Origin of the sequence: Microbacterium sp. DWRC1-3 (assembly GCF_049896645.1) — a bacterium.
Taxonomy (GTDB): domain Bacteria; phylum Actinomycetota; class Actinomycetes; order Actinomycetales; family Microbacteriaceae; genus Microbacterium; species Microbacterium maritypicum.
On record NZ_JAFCUS010000001.1, the window covers coordinates 45,892 to 63,196 of the forward strand.

Consider the following 17,305-nt stretch of genomic DNA (forward strand, 5'->3'; position numbering starts at 1 on the left):
AACACGCACCGCGCGCGAACGCTCAGCTGGCACGGGTGGTGCTGTTCCAGAGGTACGCACAGGAGCACGTCAAGGTCGAGGCGTCCGGGAGATGACGCGTCGAAACATCAAGAAGACGCGTGGAAACGTCAAACTCCCGCGATCGGGTCAGCGGGCGAGATATCCTCCAGTCGACCGGCCGACGTAAGTGCTCGGTGACGGGTCAGCGGTGAGAGCGGCTTCGCGTTCCTGCAGAGCATGCTGCAAGTACCGGTTCACGGCCGTGTGGTTCGTCCCGTCCGCACCACCGGTCATAGGCACTCGGTGGAACGAGTACGCCGGGTGCGGCGTCGCTTGCCGCAGCGCCTCCAACCATGCATCTACGTTTTCGGGCAGTACCCAATCCTGCGGCGGAGGATTTGACTGAAGGAACTCCGTCGCCCCGGCATACGCTTCGGAGTCTTCGAGCATCTCGTGAATTGTGACTGCAACCGCCCGCGCCACGGCGACCGGATTGCGGTCCGCGACCACCGTCGGATCAATCTCCGGGTCATCAGCCCACACAATCACCCCCAGAAACAGCGCACCCGGCAGGCTCGTCGCACCTCTGCGTGCTGTGGTGCCAGCAGGCGTCGATACTGCTGCCTCGTCAGGGTCAATGCTGCTCATGAGATTCCTTCCCTCAAGGTTCCCCGCGCGCGGTCGCGTCGGGGGCGTACCTGTCAGGTGGGCCCCCGATAGTGGGCGCTCAGACGGCCTAGGAAGATTGCTCGTGTGCTCGTCGGTACTGCTGCGGAGAGAGCCCGTACACGCGGCGGAACGCACGCGAGGCATGACTGGCGTCCAACCATCCGACCTGGCGAGCGGCTTCCTCGACACTAAGGCCACTGGAAAGCAGAAGATCGGCCATGCGACGCGCTCGCTCGTGGCGCAGGAACTCCGCAGGGCTTATCTGGAGGTGCTTGCGAAACAGTCGTGAGATCTGTGATCGAGACATCGCCGCCGAAACGGCGAGAGCGTCAAGAGTCCACGGCTGGTCGAACCGTTCGATGAGGATCGCCACTGCTCGCCGTACCGCTTCGTCGCCGACCCCGATCGCAGCATCCGACTGGGTAAGTACGTCGAGAAGCCCGGTAACAAGACTGAGGCTTCGGAGCGGCGAAACCTCGTGCTGCTGAATATCGAGCAGCACTCGGAATGCGGACTCTAGTTGCGGAAGCGTCCTGGGTGAGAGGCGGAACGTGACAGGATCCGACCCGCATTTGTTCAGAGAACCAAGAAGAGCGGGCGCGGCGGACTTGGGTATCCACCGTGCCTGCTCGTGAAGGAAGGTCGTGTCGATGTAGGCCGTCGTCGTCACCACCGTCCCGGAGGGGTCTCCCGAATACCAGTGACCAGGTCGCAGCAAGATGACGTCGCCTTCGACGGCCTTGAGCTCGCCGGACTGGTGCCTGAGCGTGGTCGCACCCGCGTTGACCATCATTACTTTCGTCGCAGCGAAAAGGACGCGGCCCGTGGGACCGGAATGTGTGGCACGGCGAACCGCCACCGGGAAAAGATCAGGTCGAGTAATTGGAGCGTCCGGCAGCAGGACTTTGGTGAACGGCTCCCTCACGATGCCTCGACTACATCTCGATGCTCTTTGCTCCGAGGAGCGACTTGACTTCGGCGTATAGGTCGGCGGTAACGGTGACAGGGTAGGGCGTCAAGGAGAAGAGGGACGCGGTGTCGGTCTTGACTAGCTTGAGGCGTGACTCAGTCTGGCCGGGGTGTCGGATGAGGATCTCGCGGAGTTCTGTGATGCGAGTCTCCGTTGCGGCTCGCTCTGGCATGACGATTACAAAGGGGCGATTTTGCATGTGGTCGGCCGACTCGATTTCTTCAAGGCCGTCGGCGTGGATTGTCACCCCGTCGTCGCGGAGACTTACTCGCCCGCTGACGAGCACGACGGAGTCAGCCTGAAGTGCTGATGAGTAGGCCTGATAGGTCTTTCCGGTGAACATAGTGCTGACCTCTCCGCCGAGGTCCTCGATTCGGACGAGGGCGTAAGGGTTGCCGGACGCTTTGGCGACGCGATGTTGAACGTTGGTCAGAAGACCGGCAACGGTCACCGACTTGCCGTCCTTCGGGGAACCTTCCCCCAGGAGCGCAGCGATCTGAGTGTTTGCGCGTTTGGAGAGCACCTGTTCAAGTCCACGAAGTGGATGGTCAGACACGTAGAGTCCGAGCATTTCTCGTTCGAACGCGAGTTTGTCGCGCCTGTTCCACTCGGGGAGATCAGGAATCTCAGTGTCGAAGGAGTCTTCCGCGTCGTCGCCGAGGGCGGCGAAGAGATCGAACTGTCCGTGAGCTTCTTGTCGTTTGATTCCGGCGACGGCATCGACGGCTTCTTTGTGGATGCTCAGCAGTCCACGCCGAGGATGCTCGAACGAGTCGAACGCCCCTGCTTTGATCAGCGATTCGACGGTGCGTTTGTTGGCGACATCGATGGGTGCTTTGCGGAGGAAATCATGGAAGCCGGCGTATCGTCCTTTGGCTTCACGAGTGTTGATGATCTGGGCGACGACGTTGCCTCCTACGTTGCGGATTGCTTCGAGTCCGAACCGGATATCTTCGCCGATGGCAGCGAAGTAGCGACCGGACTCGTTCACGTCTGGTGGGAGAACCTTGATACCCATCCGCCGGGTCTCGTTGAGGTAGAGCGCCATCTTGTCTTTGGATTCCCCGACGCTGGTGAGCAGGGCGGCCATGTACTCGGCCGGGTAATGGGCTTTGAGGTACGCGGTCCAGTAGCTCAGGAGTCCGTAGGCGGCGGAGTGAGCCTTGTTGAAGGCATAGTCGGAGAACGGGAGCAAGATGTCCCAGAGCGTTCGCACTGCCTCCAAACTGTACCCGTTGGCTTTCATCCCGGAGGAGAATGCCTCGAACTGCTTGTCGAGTTCTGACTTTTTCTTTTTGCCCATCGCGCGGCGGAGCAGGTCGGCTTGTCCGAGCGTGAAACCGGCAAGTACCTGCGCGATCGTCATGACTTGCTCTTGGTAGACGATCAGCCCGTAGGTCTTGCCAAGGACATCGGCGAGCGGTTCCGCGAGCTCGGGATGGATGGGGGTGATCTCCTGCTGCCCTGTCTTGCGGAGTGCGTAGTTGATGTGCGAGTTTGCGCCCATCGGCCCCGGTCGGTAGAGCGCGCCGACGGCGGTGATGTCTTCGAAGTGGTCGGGCTGGGCGAGGCGGAGGAGTGAACGCATTGCGTCGCCGTCGAATTGAATGACGCCGAGGGTGTCACCTCGGCGCATCAGCTCGAACACGGCAGGGTCGTCGAGGGGTAGGTCTTCCAGGGAAATTTGTTCGGCACGGTTGGTTCGGATGTTCTCGACCGCGTCGCTGAGGATGGTGAGGTTGCGTAGCCCGAGGAAGTCCATCTTGATCAGCCCGAGTGACTCACAAGCCGGGTAGTCGAACTGCGTGACGATCTGCCCGTCTTGCTCTCGTTTCATGAGCGGGATGACGTCGGTCAGCGGGGTGCTGGACATGATGACTCCGGCCGCATGGACGCCCCATTGCCGTTTCAGGCCTTCCAGCCCGACCGCGGTCTCGTAGACCGCTTTCGCGTCGACCTCAGATTCGATCAGGGTGCGGATCTCGGCGGCTTCGGCATAGCGGGGATCTTCGGAGTTGAAGATCCCCGCTAGCGAGATGTCCTTGCCCGACACGGTCGGCGGCATCGCTTTGGTGAGCTTGTCACCGGTGCTGAACGGGTAGCCGAGCACGCGGGAGCTGTCTTTGAGGGCCTGCTTGGACTTGATGGTTCCGTAGGTGACGATCTGCGCAACCCGATCGTCGCCGTACTTCTCAGTGACATAGCGAATCACCTCACCGCGACGCCGGTCGTCAAAGTCGACATCGAAGTCGGGCATCGATACACGGTCGGGGTTGAGGAAGCGTTCGAAGATCAGGTCGTGCACCAGCGGGTCGAGCCCGGTGATCTGCAGTGCGTAGGCGACCATTGAGCCGGCGCCGGAGCCTCGACCGGGGCCGACTCGGATGCCGTGGTCCTTCGCCCAGCCGATAAAGTCCGCGACGACGAGGAAGTACCCGGCGAACCCCATCTGGAGGATGATCCCGGTCTCGTACTCGGCGCGCTCTCGCACCTGCGCGCTTGCCCCGTCGGGATAGCGTTCCGCGAGGCCGCGCTGGATCTCCTTGACCAGCCAGGTCTCCTCGGTCTCGCCGACAGGGACGGGAAAGCGGGGCATGTAGTTTGCCGAGGTGTCGAACTCGACGTTGCAGCGCTCCGCAATCAGCAGAGTGTTGTCGCATGCGCTGGGGAAGTCCTTGAACAGGTCGCGCATCTGCGCCGGCGACTTCAGGTAGAACTCGTCAGCATCGAACTTGAACCGCTTTGGATCATCCACCGTGCTTCCGGACTGGACACACAGCAAGGCGGCGTGGCTCTTGGCATCATCGGCATGGACGTAGTGAAGGTCGTTGGTCGCGACCAGCGGGAGCGACAGCTCATCGGCCAGCCGCAGCAGGTCGGTCATGATCCGCCGTTCGATACCGAGGCCGTGATCCATAATCTCGCAGAAGTAGTTCTCCGCACCGAAGATGTCACGGAAGTCCGACGCAGCCTGGCGTGCTTCCTCGTACTGGCCAAGCCTCAGCCGAGTCTGAACCTCACCGCTCGGACACCCCGTCGTCGCGATCAGCCCCGCGCCGTGCTCGCTGAGGAGCTCACGATCCATGCGTGGTTTGAAGTAGTAACCCTCGATCGACGCCCGTGACGAGAGCCGGAACAGATTGCGCATCCCGGGCGTCGTCTCCGCGAGGAGCGTCATGTGCGTGTATGCACCGCTGCCGGATACATCGTCCCTCGAATCGGTGCCGTCACCCCACCGAACTCGCGTTCGATCCTGCCTCGCGGTCCCCGGCGTGATGTAAGCCTCAGTGCCGATGATCGGTTTCACCCCGGCGGCCGTCGCTGCACGCCAGAAATCGAACGCACCGAACACGTTGCCGTGATCGGTCATCGCGATCGCAGGCATGCCCTGCTCCGCGGCGGAGGAGATCAATGGACTCACCCGCGCTGCGCCGTCGAGCATCGAATACTCGCTATGCACGTGCAAATGGACGAATGAGTCCTGTGATGCCATCGGGTCTGGCTCCTGTCCACAACAGTTTGTTGTTCATGTCGATGGAACCAAGTAAGAATGGAGTTCAGCAAACAACGCTGGAGGCGGCGAGCCACAGCCAATAGTTGTGTTGATATGCTTTGGGGGTGGATGTTGAAGTAGTGCGAACCTTCGTAGCAGCTGCCGACGCGGGACAGTTCCAGGAGGCAGCGGTGGACCTCCACGTGACCCAGCAAGCGGTCTCGAAGCGCATAGCTGCACTGGAGCGCGAGCTGGGTGTTTCGTTGTTCAACCGTGCGGCTCGCGGGTCAGAACTCACGGTCGACGGACAAGCCTTCTTGCCTCATGCCCGAGAACTGCTCCGCATCGCAGTTCGGGCGGTCGAATCGGTGCAGCCGGGGACGCGAGCGCTCCGGGTTGATGTCGTCCATCGACGTATCGCTCCGGCAGTAGTTCTTCAGGACTTCTATCGAAGCAACAAAGAGATCCCGCTTGACGTCGTCACCCTCGGTTCGCACACCGCGGAAGGTGCCGTAGCAGCTGTCCGCGATGGCCTGATAGACGCAACATTCCGCGCCTGCGATATGAGCAAGCGACTGCCGATCGGTGTTGAAGTCGGCCCTACGCTCAACTCGGCACTCGAGCTACTTGTCGGCCCGGCCCATCCACTCGCAAATTTCAAAGAGGTCGAACTCAGCCAGCTTGGCGGGCATCGCATCTGGGTTCCAGGAATCACTGACGGCAGTGAGTGGGCCGTCTTCTACGCGCAACTCGCGAGGGCATTTGGCCTGTCAATCGATGCTTTAGGTCCGCACTTCGGAGACGAAGCACTCATGGATCAGCTATCCACTTCTTCGAACCTTGCGACGCTGGTAGGCGACCATGACCGGTACCTCTGGCCAACGCAGCATGACCTACGGCGTATCCGGATTCGTAACCCCACACCGGTGTATCCGCACTCCCTGATCTGGCTTAACACCAACCCGCACCCCGGACTCACTGCACTGCGGGCCTATCTTGAGAGCTACACCGCCCAAGAGGTTGCCACTGATATGTGGACGGCGGAGTGGCTCAAGAATTGACACGCAGCGACCATGGTTGGGTGCACCAAGTGCATATGATCGACGCCGCTTGCGAGGTGACGAACGTCTGGCTCAGCGTGATGCTCCCGCGTCAGGCGCCCCGCTGCGGGATTCGTCCGATGCGCTCACCACTGCATCCGCGAACTGATCAACGGTACATACGATGCGTCCTTCTCCGCTCCGACCACCCGGTGCCCGGCTTGCACAGCAGCTTCAATCGTCGTACCCGAACCTGCAAACGGCTCTAGCACGACACCTCCGCTCGGCGTGACGAGCGTGATCAGCCAGCGCATCAGGGCTAGCGGTTTCACCGTCGCGTGCGAGACTCCGAATGCGCGAGGGCGTTCATTGGCGTTGGGCTTGTTGTCGAGGCGGAAGATCGGGAACTTCCGCGACAGTGATTCGCCCTGCCACGTCCCCGTCAACACATCCAACGCATCCGCCTGCCCGGGGTCGAAAGCGACGTTCGTCGGCCACCGGCCGTCAGCGAACCTGCCGTTGTCGATGTTGATCCCGCCGACGCCATGCTTGAGGACGTTGCGGACGAGGTTTCCTTCGGGTGGTTTGCGGGCGATGATGATCGGCTCGAATGCCGGCCGCAACGCCGTACCCCACCCCTCCCACCGCTGCGCGTCCTCGGTCACCGGAGTGCCTTTGGACAGGACCGTGCGGGTCGCGCCGAGCACCCCGTCATGATCAGTGGTCTGCACGACCCGGTCGGTGCGTTGCGTGCCGTGGTGCTTGTCGATGGCGTGCGAGAGGTCCATGCTCTTGGGCATTCCGGTGGTGTGTAGCCATGCAATCTGGTCGCGGATCTCGAACCCTGCATTCTCGATCCCGCGCACCATCCGGTGCCAGGTGCGTGCACCACCGAACGCTGCAATATACGCACCCGGCTTGAGCGCATGCAATGCTCCTGCAGCCCACGCGGTGCACCACGTCTCGAACACCTCCGGTGCACTCATCGCACTTGTGTCGATGTGCGGGAGGGATTCCCGGAACCCGGATGCGTCATCCCATGCCTGCCCGTTGAAGCTCAACCCGTAGGGCGGGTCCGTGACCAGGGCGTCGATGCTCCCTTCGGGCAGGAGCGCGAGGAGCTCGACCGCGTCACCGAGATAGAGCGTCGCCCGTTCATCGGCGAACACCGGCTTGGGTAGTTCGGTCAGGCGTGCGGCGGGCGTCGGGGTGGAGTCGGGCATGACGGTGGCTCCCTGCTGTTCGGGGCCTGTCCGCGCTCGTGTGCGACGAACAAGCTCATCCGGCAGGTACGTGCCACACCGACGAAGTCGAGCCCACACAGCCCCAGCGTGGATGCCACGCGAGAGTCAGCGCCCGCGCGCCAGATCAGAGTTCCACGAGGTGCCCGGGCCTCGCTGATTCCCACTGCCAGATTTCTCCCACACACGATCGGCAATCAACGATCGAATGGGACCGTGAATGCCTCTGGACCGTCGCTACTCGTGTCTGGTGAGCGACGTGCTGATGGGTTTCTTCCAGGCAAGGAGGTACCGGTAGTAGAGCCCGCTGCGAACCGTGCGTCCAGGAAGGATATCCCGGCTCATCTGTCGGATTGCCACGAGGTTCTCCTGCGGTTCTGCGATGGGGACTCCGATGTCCGCCGTCTCGCGGTGTATGAGGGATCCGATCCTCACGAGCGGAAGGGTCGCTGCCGAGAGGATCCAGTCGACCAGGGTGTGGTTCGCCGCGAGCCCGACAACCATCAGGTGCCCTCCGGGGCGAAGCAACGATGCAGCTTTCTCGAGCGTCGGCTGAAGCTCCATGTGGTGGAGTGTCGCTACAAAGGTGATGAGGTCGAACCGTGCAGCACCGGGATGGAAAGACGCAAAGCTGGTGCACTGCAGCGAAACGTTCTCGGTGTCGCGCAGTCGGGTGCGTGCGCGCGCAATGGTCTCCGCGTCTGGTTCGATGCCGACGGCTGTGGTGACGTGCGGTGCAAGGCGCTGCAGCAGGAATCCGTCGCCGCACCCGACGTCCAGCACGTCACGCACGTCGTCGCGTAGGCCGGTGCGGAGAATCCACCCGTGGTATGCGGTGTTGTGATTCCAGTAGTCGCCCACATCACCAGTCTTCCAGGACACCGCTCTCCATGGCCCGTCACACCTTCACGGTGGAGGTGATTGTCCGAACACCGTTCGATAGGCAATTGACGCCTGGCTCGGATCATGGCAATCGCTCACTGGCGGCACTCTGACGTGCTGCAAAACGCAGAAAGGCACCGCTTCTTCGGCGTAGTCCGGTGGAAGGTCGTTGCGTACCTGCTGGATATGACGGTCTCCATCAGGGTGATGACCGCCGGTGACGGATACCGGTATCTACTCAACTCCGCCGTCACCGGCGACGGGGATCGTGACGCCGCTTCTGCGCTGACGAGGTACTACCTCGAGTCGGGGACACCACCGGGCACATGGACAGGATCCGGGCTCGTCGGGCTCCCCGGGGGCGTGGCCGCGGGCACGGCAGTGAGCGAGGAGCAGTTGCGGCGTCTGATGGGGTTCGGGCAGGACCCGAACAGCGGCGAGCAACTGGGTCGTCCATACCGGAAATTCGCCACCACCGCAGAACGTGTCGATCGTCGCGTCGAGAAACTCTCCGGCACTCTCACCGACGAGAAGCGCGCGATCCAGACCGCGCTGATCGAGGCCGAGGAGGCGGCGAAGCCGACGGGCGCACCGGTGGCGGGGTTCGATCTGACGTTCTCAGTCCCGAAGTCCGTCTCGACGCTCTGGGCGGTCGCTGACGCTGGGATACAGGCACTGATTGCCCAGGCGCATCACGTCGCGATCCAAGATGTGATCGCGCTGTTCGAGCGCGATGCCGCGATGACCCGGATCGGCGCGAAAGGGCCGCGGGGCGCAGTCGCCCAGGTCGAAGTCCGTGGTGTGATCGCGACAGCGTACGACCACTACGACTCCAGAGCATCGGATCCGCAGCTCCACACACATGTCGTCGTCGCGAACCGTGTTCAGGCCGTTCATGACGGAAAATGGCGGACCCTCGACTCCCGGGCGATTCATGCTGCGGTGACGGGGCTGTCAGAGCACTACAACGCGGTCCTCTCCGACCACCTCACCCAGGTTCTCGGGGTGGGGTGGGAAGCGCGGGAGCGTGGCGTTGGGCGGTCGACAGCGTGGGAGATCGCCGGCGTGCCGCAGAAGCTGATGGACGATTTCTCCTCCCGCACTCGCGATATCGAGCAGGTCAAGGACGGCCTCGTCGCCGACTACGTGACGAAGCATGGGCGGCAGCCGTCGCCGAAGTTGTTGTGGCAGCTCCGACAACAAGCCACATTGGAGACTCGACCCCCGAAGCAGCATCACTCGCTGAGCAGCCTCACCGCTGGGTGGCGAGATCGTGCGACCGAGCTTCTCGGTGAGGATGCTCCGACGTGGGCCACAACGCTCCTGGCCGAGAGCGTGGGGGAGCCGTTGCTGCGCGCGGACGACATTCCGCTCGGCGACCTTGATCAGGTTGCCGAAGGCGTGGTGGCGCGGGTGGGGGACCGGCGGGCGACATGGAAACGATGGAACCTTCACGCGGAGGCTGTCCGGCAGACGATGGGACTCCGGTTCGCGTCCGCGACTGACCGCGATCACGTCACCGAACAGATCGTCGACGCCGCGGAACGCGTATCGCTGCGGTTGACTCCGCCGGAGCTCGCGTCGAGCCCGCTGACCTTCCGCCGCGCGGACGCATCGAGCGTGTTCCGCCCGAAAGCCTCAACTGTGTTCTCATCCGAACAGGTGCTCGCCGCCGAAGACAGACTCCTCACCGCGTCGAACGACAGGAGCGCACCGACGGTGCCGCTTACGTGGGTCGAGCAGGCGGCGCGGAAGAGGAACCGAGACGGGCATGTGTTGTCACCGGATCAGGAGCGGGCGATCACGAAGATCGGCGTCTCCGCCCGCACCCTCGACGTGTTGGTCGGTCCAGCAGGAACCGGGAAGACGACGACTATGTCGGCGTTGCGGCGAGCGTGGGAGAAACGCCACGGCAGCGGTTCTGTGATCGGTCTCGCGCCGTCTGCGGCGGCAGCGGATGTCCTGGCAGGGGATCTGGGGATCTCGACGGAGAACACGGCGAAGTGGCTCCACGAACACCGCCACGGCAACTGGAACCTCACATCAGGCCAACTCGTCATCATCGACGAAGCCTCACTCGCAGGAACCCTCGCCCTCGACACCATCACCACCCACGCCCTGCAGGCTGGTGCGAAGGTGCTCCTCATCGGCGACTGGGCGCAGCTCGCGGCGGTCGATGCGGGTGGTGCGTTCGGGATGCTCGTCCGACACCGGGACGATGCCCCTGAGCTCACCGACGTGAGGCGGTTCCGTAAAGAGTGGGAGAAACAAGCCTCCCTCGGACTGCGCATCGGCGACACCGACGTCATCGACACCTACCTCGACCACGATCGCATCGCTCCAGGCCGATATGAGGACATCCTCGAGCAGGCATATCAGGCGTGGCGTGCCGACCAAGCCGAAGGGAAAGCGTCGGTGTTGATCGCTGAGGCCCTCGACACCGTCTCCGAACTCAACACCCGCGCCCGCACCGACCGAGTCCTTGCAGGCGACGTCGCCCTCGACGGCGTTCGACTCCATGACGGGAACGAAGCCTCCCGCGGTGACCTGGTCATCACCCGAAACAACGACCGACGACTCGCGATGGGGCGAGGGTGGGTGAAGAACGGCGACCGGTGGACCGTGACCCGCGCGAACGATGACGGATCTCTCACGGTCCGACGCGCCCACTCCAAATGGCGCATCACCATCACCCTTCCTGCCGCGTACGTGAGCGAACATGTCGAGCTGGGGTACGCGATCACCGCGCACCGCGCACAAGGTTCCACGGTCGATACCGCGCACGCGATCGTCTCGTCACCAGAAATGACCCGCGAGTCCTTCTACGTCGCGATGACTCGCGGCCGGGAATCCAACCACGCCTACATCGCCGCCGACCAACATCACCTCGAAGAACATCAACACCATGACGACCTGCAGATGACCGCCAGGAGCATCCTCTACGGCATCCTGCAACACGTCGGTGCCGAACAATCCGCCCACGACACCATCACCACTGAGCACGAAGCGTGGGGGTCGCTTGCGCAGTTGGCTGCCGAATACGACACCATCGCCCAAGAAGCTCAGCAACACCGATGGATCGCCCTGCTTGAGCAAGGTGGCCTCACCACCGAAGCGGTCGATGAACTCGTCCAGACCGAGTCATTCGGGGTCCTGACCACCGAGCTGCGGCGTCTCGAAGCCGCCGGCCACGACATCGAAAACCTCATGCCACGGGTCGTGCACGCAGGGAACCTCGACGAGGTCGATGATCTCGGGTCGATGCTGCGGTACCGGATCCAAAAGCTCACCAGCACCTACCCTCCCAGCGCTCGCCGAGTCGCAGGGCTCATCGCTGGTGTTGTCCCGCGAGCTACTGGCATCACTGATCTCGAGATGCAGCGAGCGCTCGAAGAACGCGAACACCTCATGGTCCAACGCCTTAACACTCTCACCACAGCAGCGCTCGAACAGCCTGTTCCCTGGACGGCAGGACTCGACGTTCTCGACGCCGAGGCTCGCATCGTCGCGGTCCGTGCGGTTGCTGCGTACCGTGACCGATGGGGCATTACCTCGACTCGCCCACTGGGGCCTGTACCCGCCGACGATGCGCAACGCATCGACTACGAACGCACCCGAGCCACGCTCACCCGCCTTCAACAGGACGCTAGCGAGCCCCATGAGACCCCGCAGCGACGGGACGGGCCGACCCTCTAAGCACTGTGGCGCTGGAGCGCCTCAAAGTGCTCGCCCTTCCTTCTCGCTGAGCACTTGGGTATCCTGGCGGTGGCAGGAGCAACCACGCGCCAACCCCTCAGAACCAGGGAACGGCAGACCGTTCGAGAAGTACCTCGGGCACTCAACCACTCAGGACCGGCCACACCACCGTTGTCCTGCGTGCGAAAGTGAGGCCCACGTCATGCTCCTGAACCGGCTCTGGAACGCCAGCGTCCACACCCGCGTCTTCCTCCGCAGATGGATGCCTACCAACATCCTCCTCGACGTGCTCCGCTCCCGTCGCGGCCTCAAATGGGGCATCCCCGCGATGCTCCTCGGCGTCATCTACCTGCTGATCGCTGTGACCTGTACCGGACTCATCGAACAAGGGTGGAGCAAGTGGCTGTACCTCGTGTTCTTCCTCGCCCTGTGGAACGCGCTGAAGCTCATCCTCTTCGGGCCGTGGAGCCTTGTGCTCCTTGCGCGATCCCGGTCGCAAGAACGACGCGCCCGCTCAGCTGTCATCGTCCAGCGTTAGCGGCCTGGAACGAATTCGTCGGAACACGCCCCAACGTCCGCAGAACCAGTTGCCGATCGTAGGCCGAAAACGGCCGCGACAATGACGGCTACTTGTGCGGGTGCTTTCATGGTTGCGCGATCCGCACCGATCGGATGGTGATGATCTACCAGCTTCGACGCATGTTTATCGTCGGATAGTTCTCGGTCATCACGACATCACTATCCGCCTGCAAACGTTGACTGGCTGAAACCGCAATCGTTGCGGTCGTTTCTCACGCCGCAATGCACGGGGCGAGTCCGCAGCGGGCGCTACACCGGACAAGAGCAGCAGGACAATCCGTCTAGATCTAGGCGTCGAGCGGGCGTTGTAGCTCGGTGCTGCGCATCCGGCCCGCGGCCAGAGCTATGACGGCCAATGCTGGCGGCACGACGCCAACGACGATGAAGATCGTTTCCACGGGGAAGATCAGCGACAGCGGCCCGGCGATCGCGATTGAGACGGGCATGAATGCGATCGAGACGAAGAAGTCGAGGCTTGCGACTCGACCGATCATGTCGACGGGCACGAGGCGTTGCAGCAGCGTGCCCCAGATCACGACTCCCGCGCCGGTCGCTGCGCCAACGACGAACAGCGCCGCCAGCATGATCCCGAGGTTGTCGGCCACGCCCAGCACGACGAGGGGGAGGGTTCCGCCGCCCCAGCAGAGGATCATGAACGTCAGGTAGCGGCGCGGCAGTCTCAGTGAGGAGACGACGAGCGAGCCGACCGCGCCGCCGATCCCGAATGCTGCCAGGAGAATCCCGAACGTCGCTTCGGCGTCCTCGAATCGGTCGCGGGTGAGGAACGGCAGGAGAACTTCGATGGGCCCTTGGATGATGAGGGCGAGCGATGATCCGAAGATGAGCGTCCAGAGTAGCCACCGGGTGCTGGCGACGTACCGGACGCCCGCGCGCAGGTCGCCCCACACGTTCGTTTTCTCGGCAGGCGTCGCGGGGCCGGCTATCTCGTCGCGTCGGCTCAGGAAGAGCACGATGACGAAGGCGACCGCGTAGGAAGCGGCCACGATCACAGCGCCGATCGCGGGGAAGAACGCGCCGACGATGATCCCGCCGAGCGCAGGTCCGAGTCCTTGCCCCATCGAGGGGCGCAACGCACCTTCGAGCCCGTTTGCGGCGAGGAGCTGTTCGGGCGGAAGCACCTGGGGGAGATAGGCGCTGTAGGCGGGGTAGAAGAACGCACTGCCGGCCCCCATCGCGAACGAGGCGACGCCGACGTGCCACAGCTCGATCGTTCCGGTGAGGGACAGGGCCGCGACGGCGGCCATCACTACGGCGGTGCATCCCTGCACGGTGATGATGATGCGCCGTTTCGAGAACCGGTCAGCGACGACTCCGCCGAGGATCGAGGACGCGAACAGGCCGAGACTCATCCCCGTGGCGACGGCGGACAACGCCAGCGGGCTGTCGTTGAGGGCGAGCACCTGGAACACCATGACGATCGTCCACATGCCGGTGCCGAATACCTCGATCCCGACGGCGGCGAACAACAGTCGGTAGTCGCGGGTCGCGAGGGGTCGCAGCGCACGAAGGGCGCCAGGGTTCTTCCGGCTCATGCCCGTGGCTCACTCTCAGTCATCGCGCCGAGGCGCAGCGGGGGCCAGTCGTCGACGTCGCGGAGGAGCTGCCGGTCATGGGTGGAGAGCACCACGGCGGCTTGCGTCGCTCCGAGGGCGTCGGTGAGTTCGTCGACGAGCGCGATCGACAGATGGTTGGTGGGCTCGTCCAGCAGCAGGACGTGTGGTTTCGTCGCGAGCACCAATGCCAGGTCGAGTCGGCGTTGCTGTCCCATCGACAGCTCACCGATGCGTTTGCTCGACTCCCGAGCGCGCAGGAGGCCGAGCTGCGAGAGCCCGACCGCTTCGGCGGCAGTGAGTGTCCCCGCCGCCACGAGAGCGTCGACGTGGGCGGCGTAAACCTCGCTCGCTCGCCGTTGCAGCGGCAGATCAGTCTCCTGTCGCAAGAATCCGAGACGGACGCTCTGCGGCATCCGCACCGAGCCGGTATCGGGGTGCAGCTCGCCCGCGATCACGGCGAGCAGGGTCGATTTGCCGGCCCCGTTCGGGCCGGTCACGACGAGGCGGCCGCGGTGCGAGAGCGAGAACGACACCGGATGCGCCAGGCGGCCGGCGACGCTGACGTGCTCCGCGCTTAGCAGCACCGCGCCCGTCCTGGTCGGCAGATCGGGGAACCGGAAATGCAGCGGCGGTTCCGGCACGGTGACGGCGTGCGCTTCGAGCTGTTCCTGCCGACGGTGAACGCTCTGCACGAGCCCGCCAGCACGGGTCGCTCGGCCGTGCTTGTTGGTGCCCTTCTCCGGCCGCCACCCGGAAACGAGCCTGTTCTGTGCGGAACTGAGACTGTCCTGCAGTCGGGCGTGCTCGGCTTGTTGCCTGTCGAATTCCTGTTCCCACCGTTCCCGCTCGGCCTGCCGGCCCTCGCGATACCCGGCGTACCCGTTGCCGTAGATACGCACTCGGTCGTCGGGAGTGGGGTCGAGGTCGAGGATAGTTTCCGCGACGTCTGAGAGCAGCGCGCGATCGTGCGTGACGATGACGACCCCGCCGGCACGAGCTCGGAGCTGCGAGCTCAAAAACTCGAGGCCGGATCGGTCGAGGTGGTTCGTCGGCTCGTCGAGTAGCAGGAAATCATGATCCGCACCGAGCAGGCACGCCAGGCGCACCCGATACCGCTGCCCCACAGAGAGGTCAGCGAGCAGCCTGGCCGGATCGGTTTCGGCGTCCAGGGCGTCGAGCGCTATTCGCACCCGCCGCTCGGCGTCCCAGGCATCGAGCACTTCGGCATGCTCCAACGCGGCCGCGTAACGCTCATCAGCGCCGGCCCTGCCGGCCGAGAGCGCACGGGCGGCCTCGTCGAGCGATGCCAGGGCCGCGAGAGGTTCGGCTATCGCTTCCGCGATGGCCTGGCCCACGGTGCGGTCATCGTCCGCGGACATTTCCTGTTCCGCGACCGCGAGCGTTCCGGTGCGCTGCACCGTGCCGGCATCAGGAGCCAGCGTGCCGTCGAGCACATGGAGCAGCGTGGACTTCCCGCGCCCGTTCTCCCCGACGATCGCGAGCCGAGAGGCGGGCGTCACGGTGAGGTAGACATGGTTGAGGACACGGGTCGCTCCGCGCATCACGGAGACGTCGGAGGCGATGAGTTGGGCGCGCTGGCGCGCCGGTAGATGGTTGGTCGGGGTGAGCATTCGAATCCTTCGAGACGACGCACCAGCCAGCCCACGTGAGGGCGGTCAGGGTGCGCGGATGACGGCGACCCGCGGAGGGTCGAGAACGAGTGGCCGCCGCATGCTCGGATTACTCAACGAGCGCGGTGGGCCTCACTCAGCCGTCAGAGGAACAACAAATGCACCCTTCGATCGTACGGGACCGCCGCGGCGTCCCGCAAACGATCGACGATGCGACGATGTACAGATGGAACCGTGGGCGGCTGGGCTGAGCGGTGTGGTGTCCTTGCCGAGTGGTCGACTGGTGCGCGGGCGCGGGCTGAGAAGCGGCCCGGTCGACGCGGCTAACGCGCCGGATTTCGGGGTGTATCTCACGGCCCGCCTGCACCAGGAGACTTGGCAATCGCAGTGGATTGCGTGGCCGGACTTTCGTCTACCCAGAGAGCCGTCGAGCGCACTATCCGCCCTACGAGAGGCTTATGACCGGTCGGCCACCGAGAGGGTGGAAATTGCTTGCGGTGGCGGTACGGGGCGAACGGGAACCGCTCTGGCCATCCTCGCGCGATACGACGGGGTGCCGGCCGATGAGGCCGTGGCATGGGTGCGCGCTGCCTATCGGCACAACGCGGTCGAAACTCCCTGGCAACGCCGGTTCGTGCGCGAGGCACATCTACAGCTCTGACCCATCAACGATCGTCTAGGAGCTGCTGAGGTCGGGTGACTTTTCGACCAGGCGGCGCATGGCCTGTTCGAACGCTGCGCGTTCGCCGTCGGTCCATTCCGCCGTGAGTGCTTCAAACACGCTGTCTTGCCATACGTGCGCCGCGGCGAGGAGCTGGTGCCCGGATGCGGTGAGGGTGACCGTCCGCTGCCGCCGATCGACCGCTGAGCGACTGAGAGCCAGGTAGCCCGCCTCCGCTGCATGCGTCAGCAGCCGCGAAGCGTTCGACTGATCGAGCCCCAGCTCGGCCGCAACGTCATTCACTGTCGGGTCGCTGCCGTGCGAGAGTGCGTTGACGGCCTCGACCGCGAGAACGTCGCGGCCGCGAGCTGCACGCTCGCCGTCAGCGGTTCCGTTCCAGCGTCGCGACCAGTGCCGCACGAACGAGAACAGTGCTCGACCGGCCCCGGGCTCGCTCATTCTGTGGCCGCAAGTTCAGTGTACAGGTAGGCGAACTCCAACGCCTCCCGCAGCGCGGGAAAGTGCAGCGCGGCCGACACCTGATCGCCAGTGGCTCGGAACAACGTCGCTAACCGTGTGGGCTCCGCGTCCGCCGGCCATTGAGCGTCTTGCTCGACGACGATCACCCGATCGGTGATCGGGTGATACGAGCGCGGCCGCAGGGTGATTCCTGACCGAGTGATCCACTTGACGAAACCCTCATCGGTGATCGGCCCGGCCACCTTCGGGCCATTGATGACGACGGGGTTAGTGACGGTGCCGAGGGCGGCCGTCAGGTCTTTGCTGTTCACCGCGTCATGCCACCGGCCGATCGCGGCCTCTGTCTCTACTGCACTCATCCTCAAAGTGTATGCGACTCGCATTCATTT

Annotated in this window: 13 protein-coding genes; 4 read left to right on the forward strand and 9 right to left on the reverse strand. The window is 63.9% G+C overall.

Annotation, left to right across the window (positions count from 1 at the left end; translation table 11 throughout):
- Positions 1 to 147: 147 nt before the first annotated feature.
- From ACP699_RS00260 to dnaE, 3 genes are all read right to left on the reverse strand, one after another.
- Positions 148 to 648: a hypothetical protein gene (locus ACP699_RS00260; protein ID WP_183150367.1), complete on the reverse strand. Its 501-nt coding sequence runs from the start codon at positions 646 to 648 to the stop codon at positions 148 to 150.
- An 88-nt stretch (positions 649 to 736) separates the two neighbouring features.
- The gene (locus ACP699_RS00265; RefSeq protein ID WP_210274175.1) at positions 737 to 1,462 is read right to left on the reverse strand and encodes a helix-turn-helix domain-containing protein; all 726 of its coding nucleotides are present in this window, start codon (positions 1,460 to 1,462) and stop codon (positions 737 to 739) included.
- Positions 1,463 to 1,604: 142 nt separating this feature from the next.
- On the reverse strand, positions 1,605 to 5,132 hold the full coding sequence (dnaE, locus tag ACP699_RS00270) for a DNA polymerase III subunit alpha (protein WP_183150365.1): 3,528 nt from the start codon (positions 5,130 to 5,132) through the stop codon (positions 1,605 to 1,607).
- Between the two features lie 125 nt (positions 5,133 to 5,257).
- Between dnaE and ACP699_RS00275 the strand changes: the two genes are divergently transcribed.
- Complete coding sequence (locus ACP699_RS00275) at positions 5,258 to 6,193, forward strand: LysR family transcriptional regulator (RefSeq protein WP_183150364.1); 936 nt, start codon at positions 5,258 to 5,260, stop codon at positions 6,191 to 6,193.
- Between the two features lie 125 nt (positions 6,194 to 6,318).
- Here the strand turns inward: ACP699_RS00275 and ACP699_RS00280 are convergent, their stop codons facing one another.
- Together ACP699_RS00280 and ACP699_RS00285 are read right to left on the reverse strand one after the other, a co-directional pair.
- Entirely contained in the window at positions 6,319 to 7,395 is a 1,077-nt protein-coding gene (locus ACP699_RS00280; RefSeq protein WP_426168196.1) for a DNA-methyltransferase, read from the reverse strand.
- 255 nt (positions 7,396 to 7,650) lie between these two features.
- The gene (locus tag ACP699_RS00285) at positions 7,651 to 8,295 is read right to left on the reverse strand and encodes a class I SAM-dependent methyltransferase (protein ID WP_220173453.1); all 645 of its coding nucleotides are present in this window, start codon (positions 8,293 to 8,295) and stop codon (positions 7,651 to 7,653) included.
- A 186-nt stretch (positions 8,296 to 8,481) separates the two neighbouring features.
- Between ACP699_RS00285 and mobF the strand changes: the two genes are divergently transcribed.
- Positions 8,482 to 11,991: a MobF family relaxase gene (gene mobF, locus ACP699_RS00290; protein WP_426168199.1), complete on the forward strand. Its 3,510-nt coding sequence runs from the start codon at positions 8,482 to 8,484 to the stop codon at positions 11,989 to 11,991.
- A 202-nt stretch (positions 11,992 to 12,193) separates the two neighbouring features.
- Positions 12,194 to 12,529: a hypothetical protein gene (locus tag ACP699_RS00295; RefSeq protein WP_183150361.1), complete on the forward strand. Its 336-nt coding sequence runs from the start codon at positions 12,194 to 12,196 to the stop codon at positions 12,527 to 12,529.
- 328 nt (positions 12,530 to 12,857) lie between these two features.
- On the opposite strand, the gene ACP699_RS00300 is transcribed toward ACP699_RS00295, so the two are convergent.
- On the reverse strand, positions 12,858 to 14,123 hold the full coding sequence (locus ACP699_RS00300; RefSeq protein ID WP_183150360.1) for an MFS transporter: 1,266 nt from the start codon (positions 14,121 to 14,123) through the stop codon (positions 12,858 to 12,860).
- Positions 14,120 to 15,775, reverse strand: a complete 1,656-nt coding sequence (locus ACP699_RS00305; RefSeq protein ID WP_426168203.1) for an ABC-F family ATP-binding cassette domain-containing protein — start codon at positions 15,773 to 15,775, stop codon at positions 14,120 to 14,122. Before ACP699_RS00305 ends, ACP699_RS00300 begins: the two co-directional genes overlap by 4 nt.
- Before the next feature lie 226 nt (positions 15,776 to 16,001).
- Between ACP699_RS00305 and ACP699_RS00310 the strand changes: the two genes are divergently transcribed.
- Positions 16,002 to 16,436 carry a protein-tyrosine phosphatase family protein gene (locus tag ACP699_RS00310; protein WP_183150358.1) on the forward strand — a complete coding sequence of 145 codons (435 nt, stop codon included), beginning with the start codon at positions 16,002 to 16,004 and terminating at the stop codon, positions 16,434 to 16,436.
- Positions 16,437 to 16,451: 15 nt separating this feature from the next.
- Here ACP699_RS00310 and ACP699_RS00315 read toward each other — a convergent pair whose 3' ends face one another.
- On the reverse strand, positions 16,452 to 16,895 hold the full coding sequence (locus tag ACP699_RS00315) for a MarR family winged helix-turn-helix transcriptional regulator (protein WP_183150357.1): 444 nt from the start codon (positions 16,893 to 16,895) through the stop codon (positions 16,452 to 16,454).
- A complete protein-coding gene (locus tag ACP699_RS00320) occupies positions 16,892 to 17,275 on the reverse strand; it encodes a hypothetical protein (RefSeq protein WP_426168208.1) in 384 nt (127 codons plus the stop codon). The genes ACP699_RS00315 and ACP699_RS00320 overlap by 4 nt, the downstream gene beginning before the upstream one ends.
- Positions 17,276 to 17,305 lie beyond the last annotated feature (30 nt).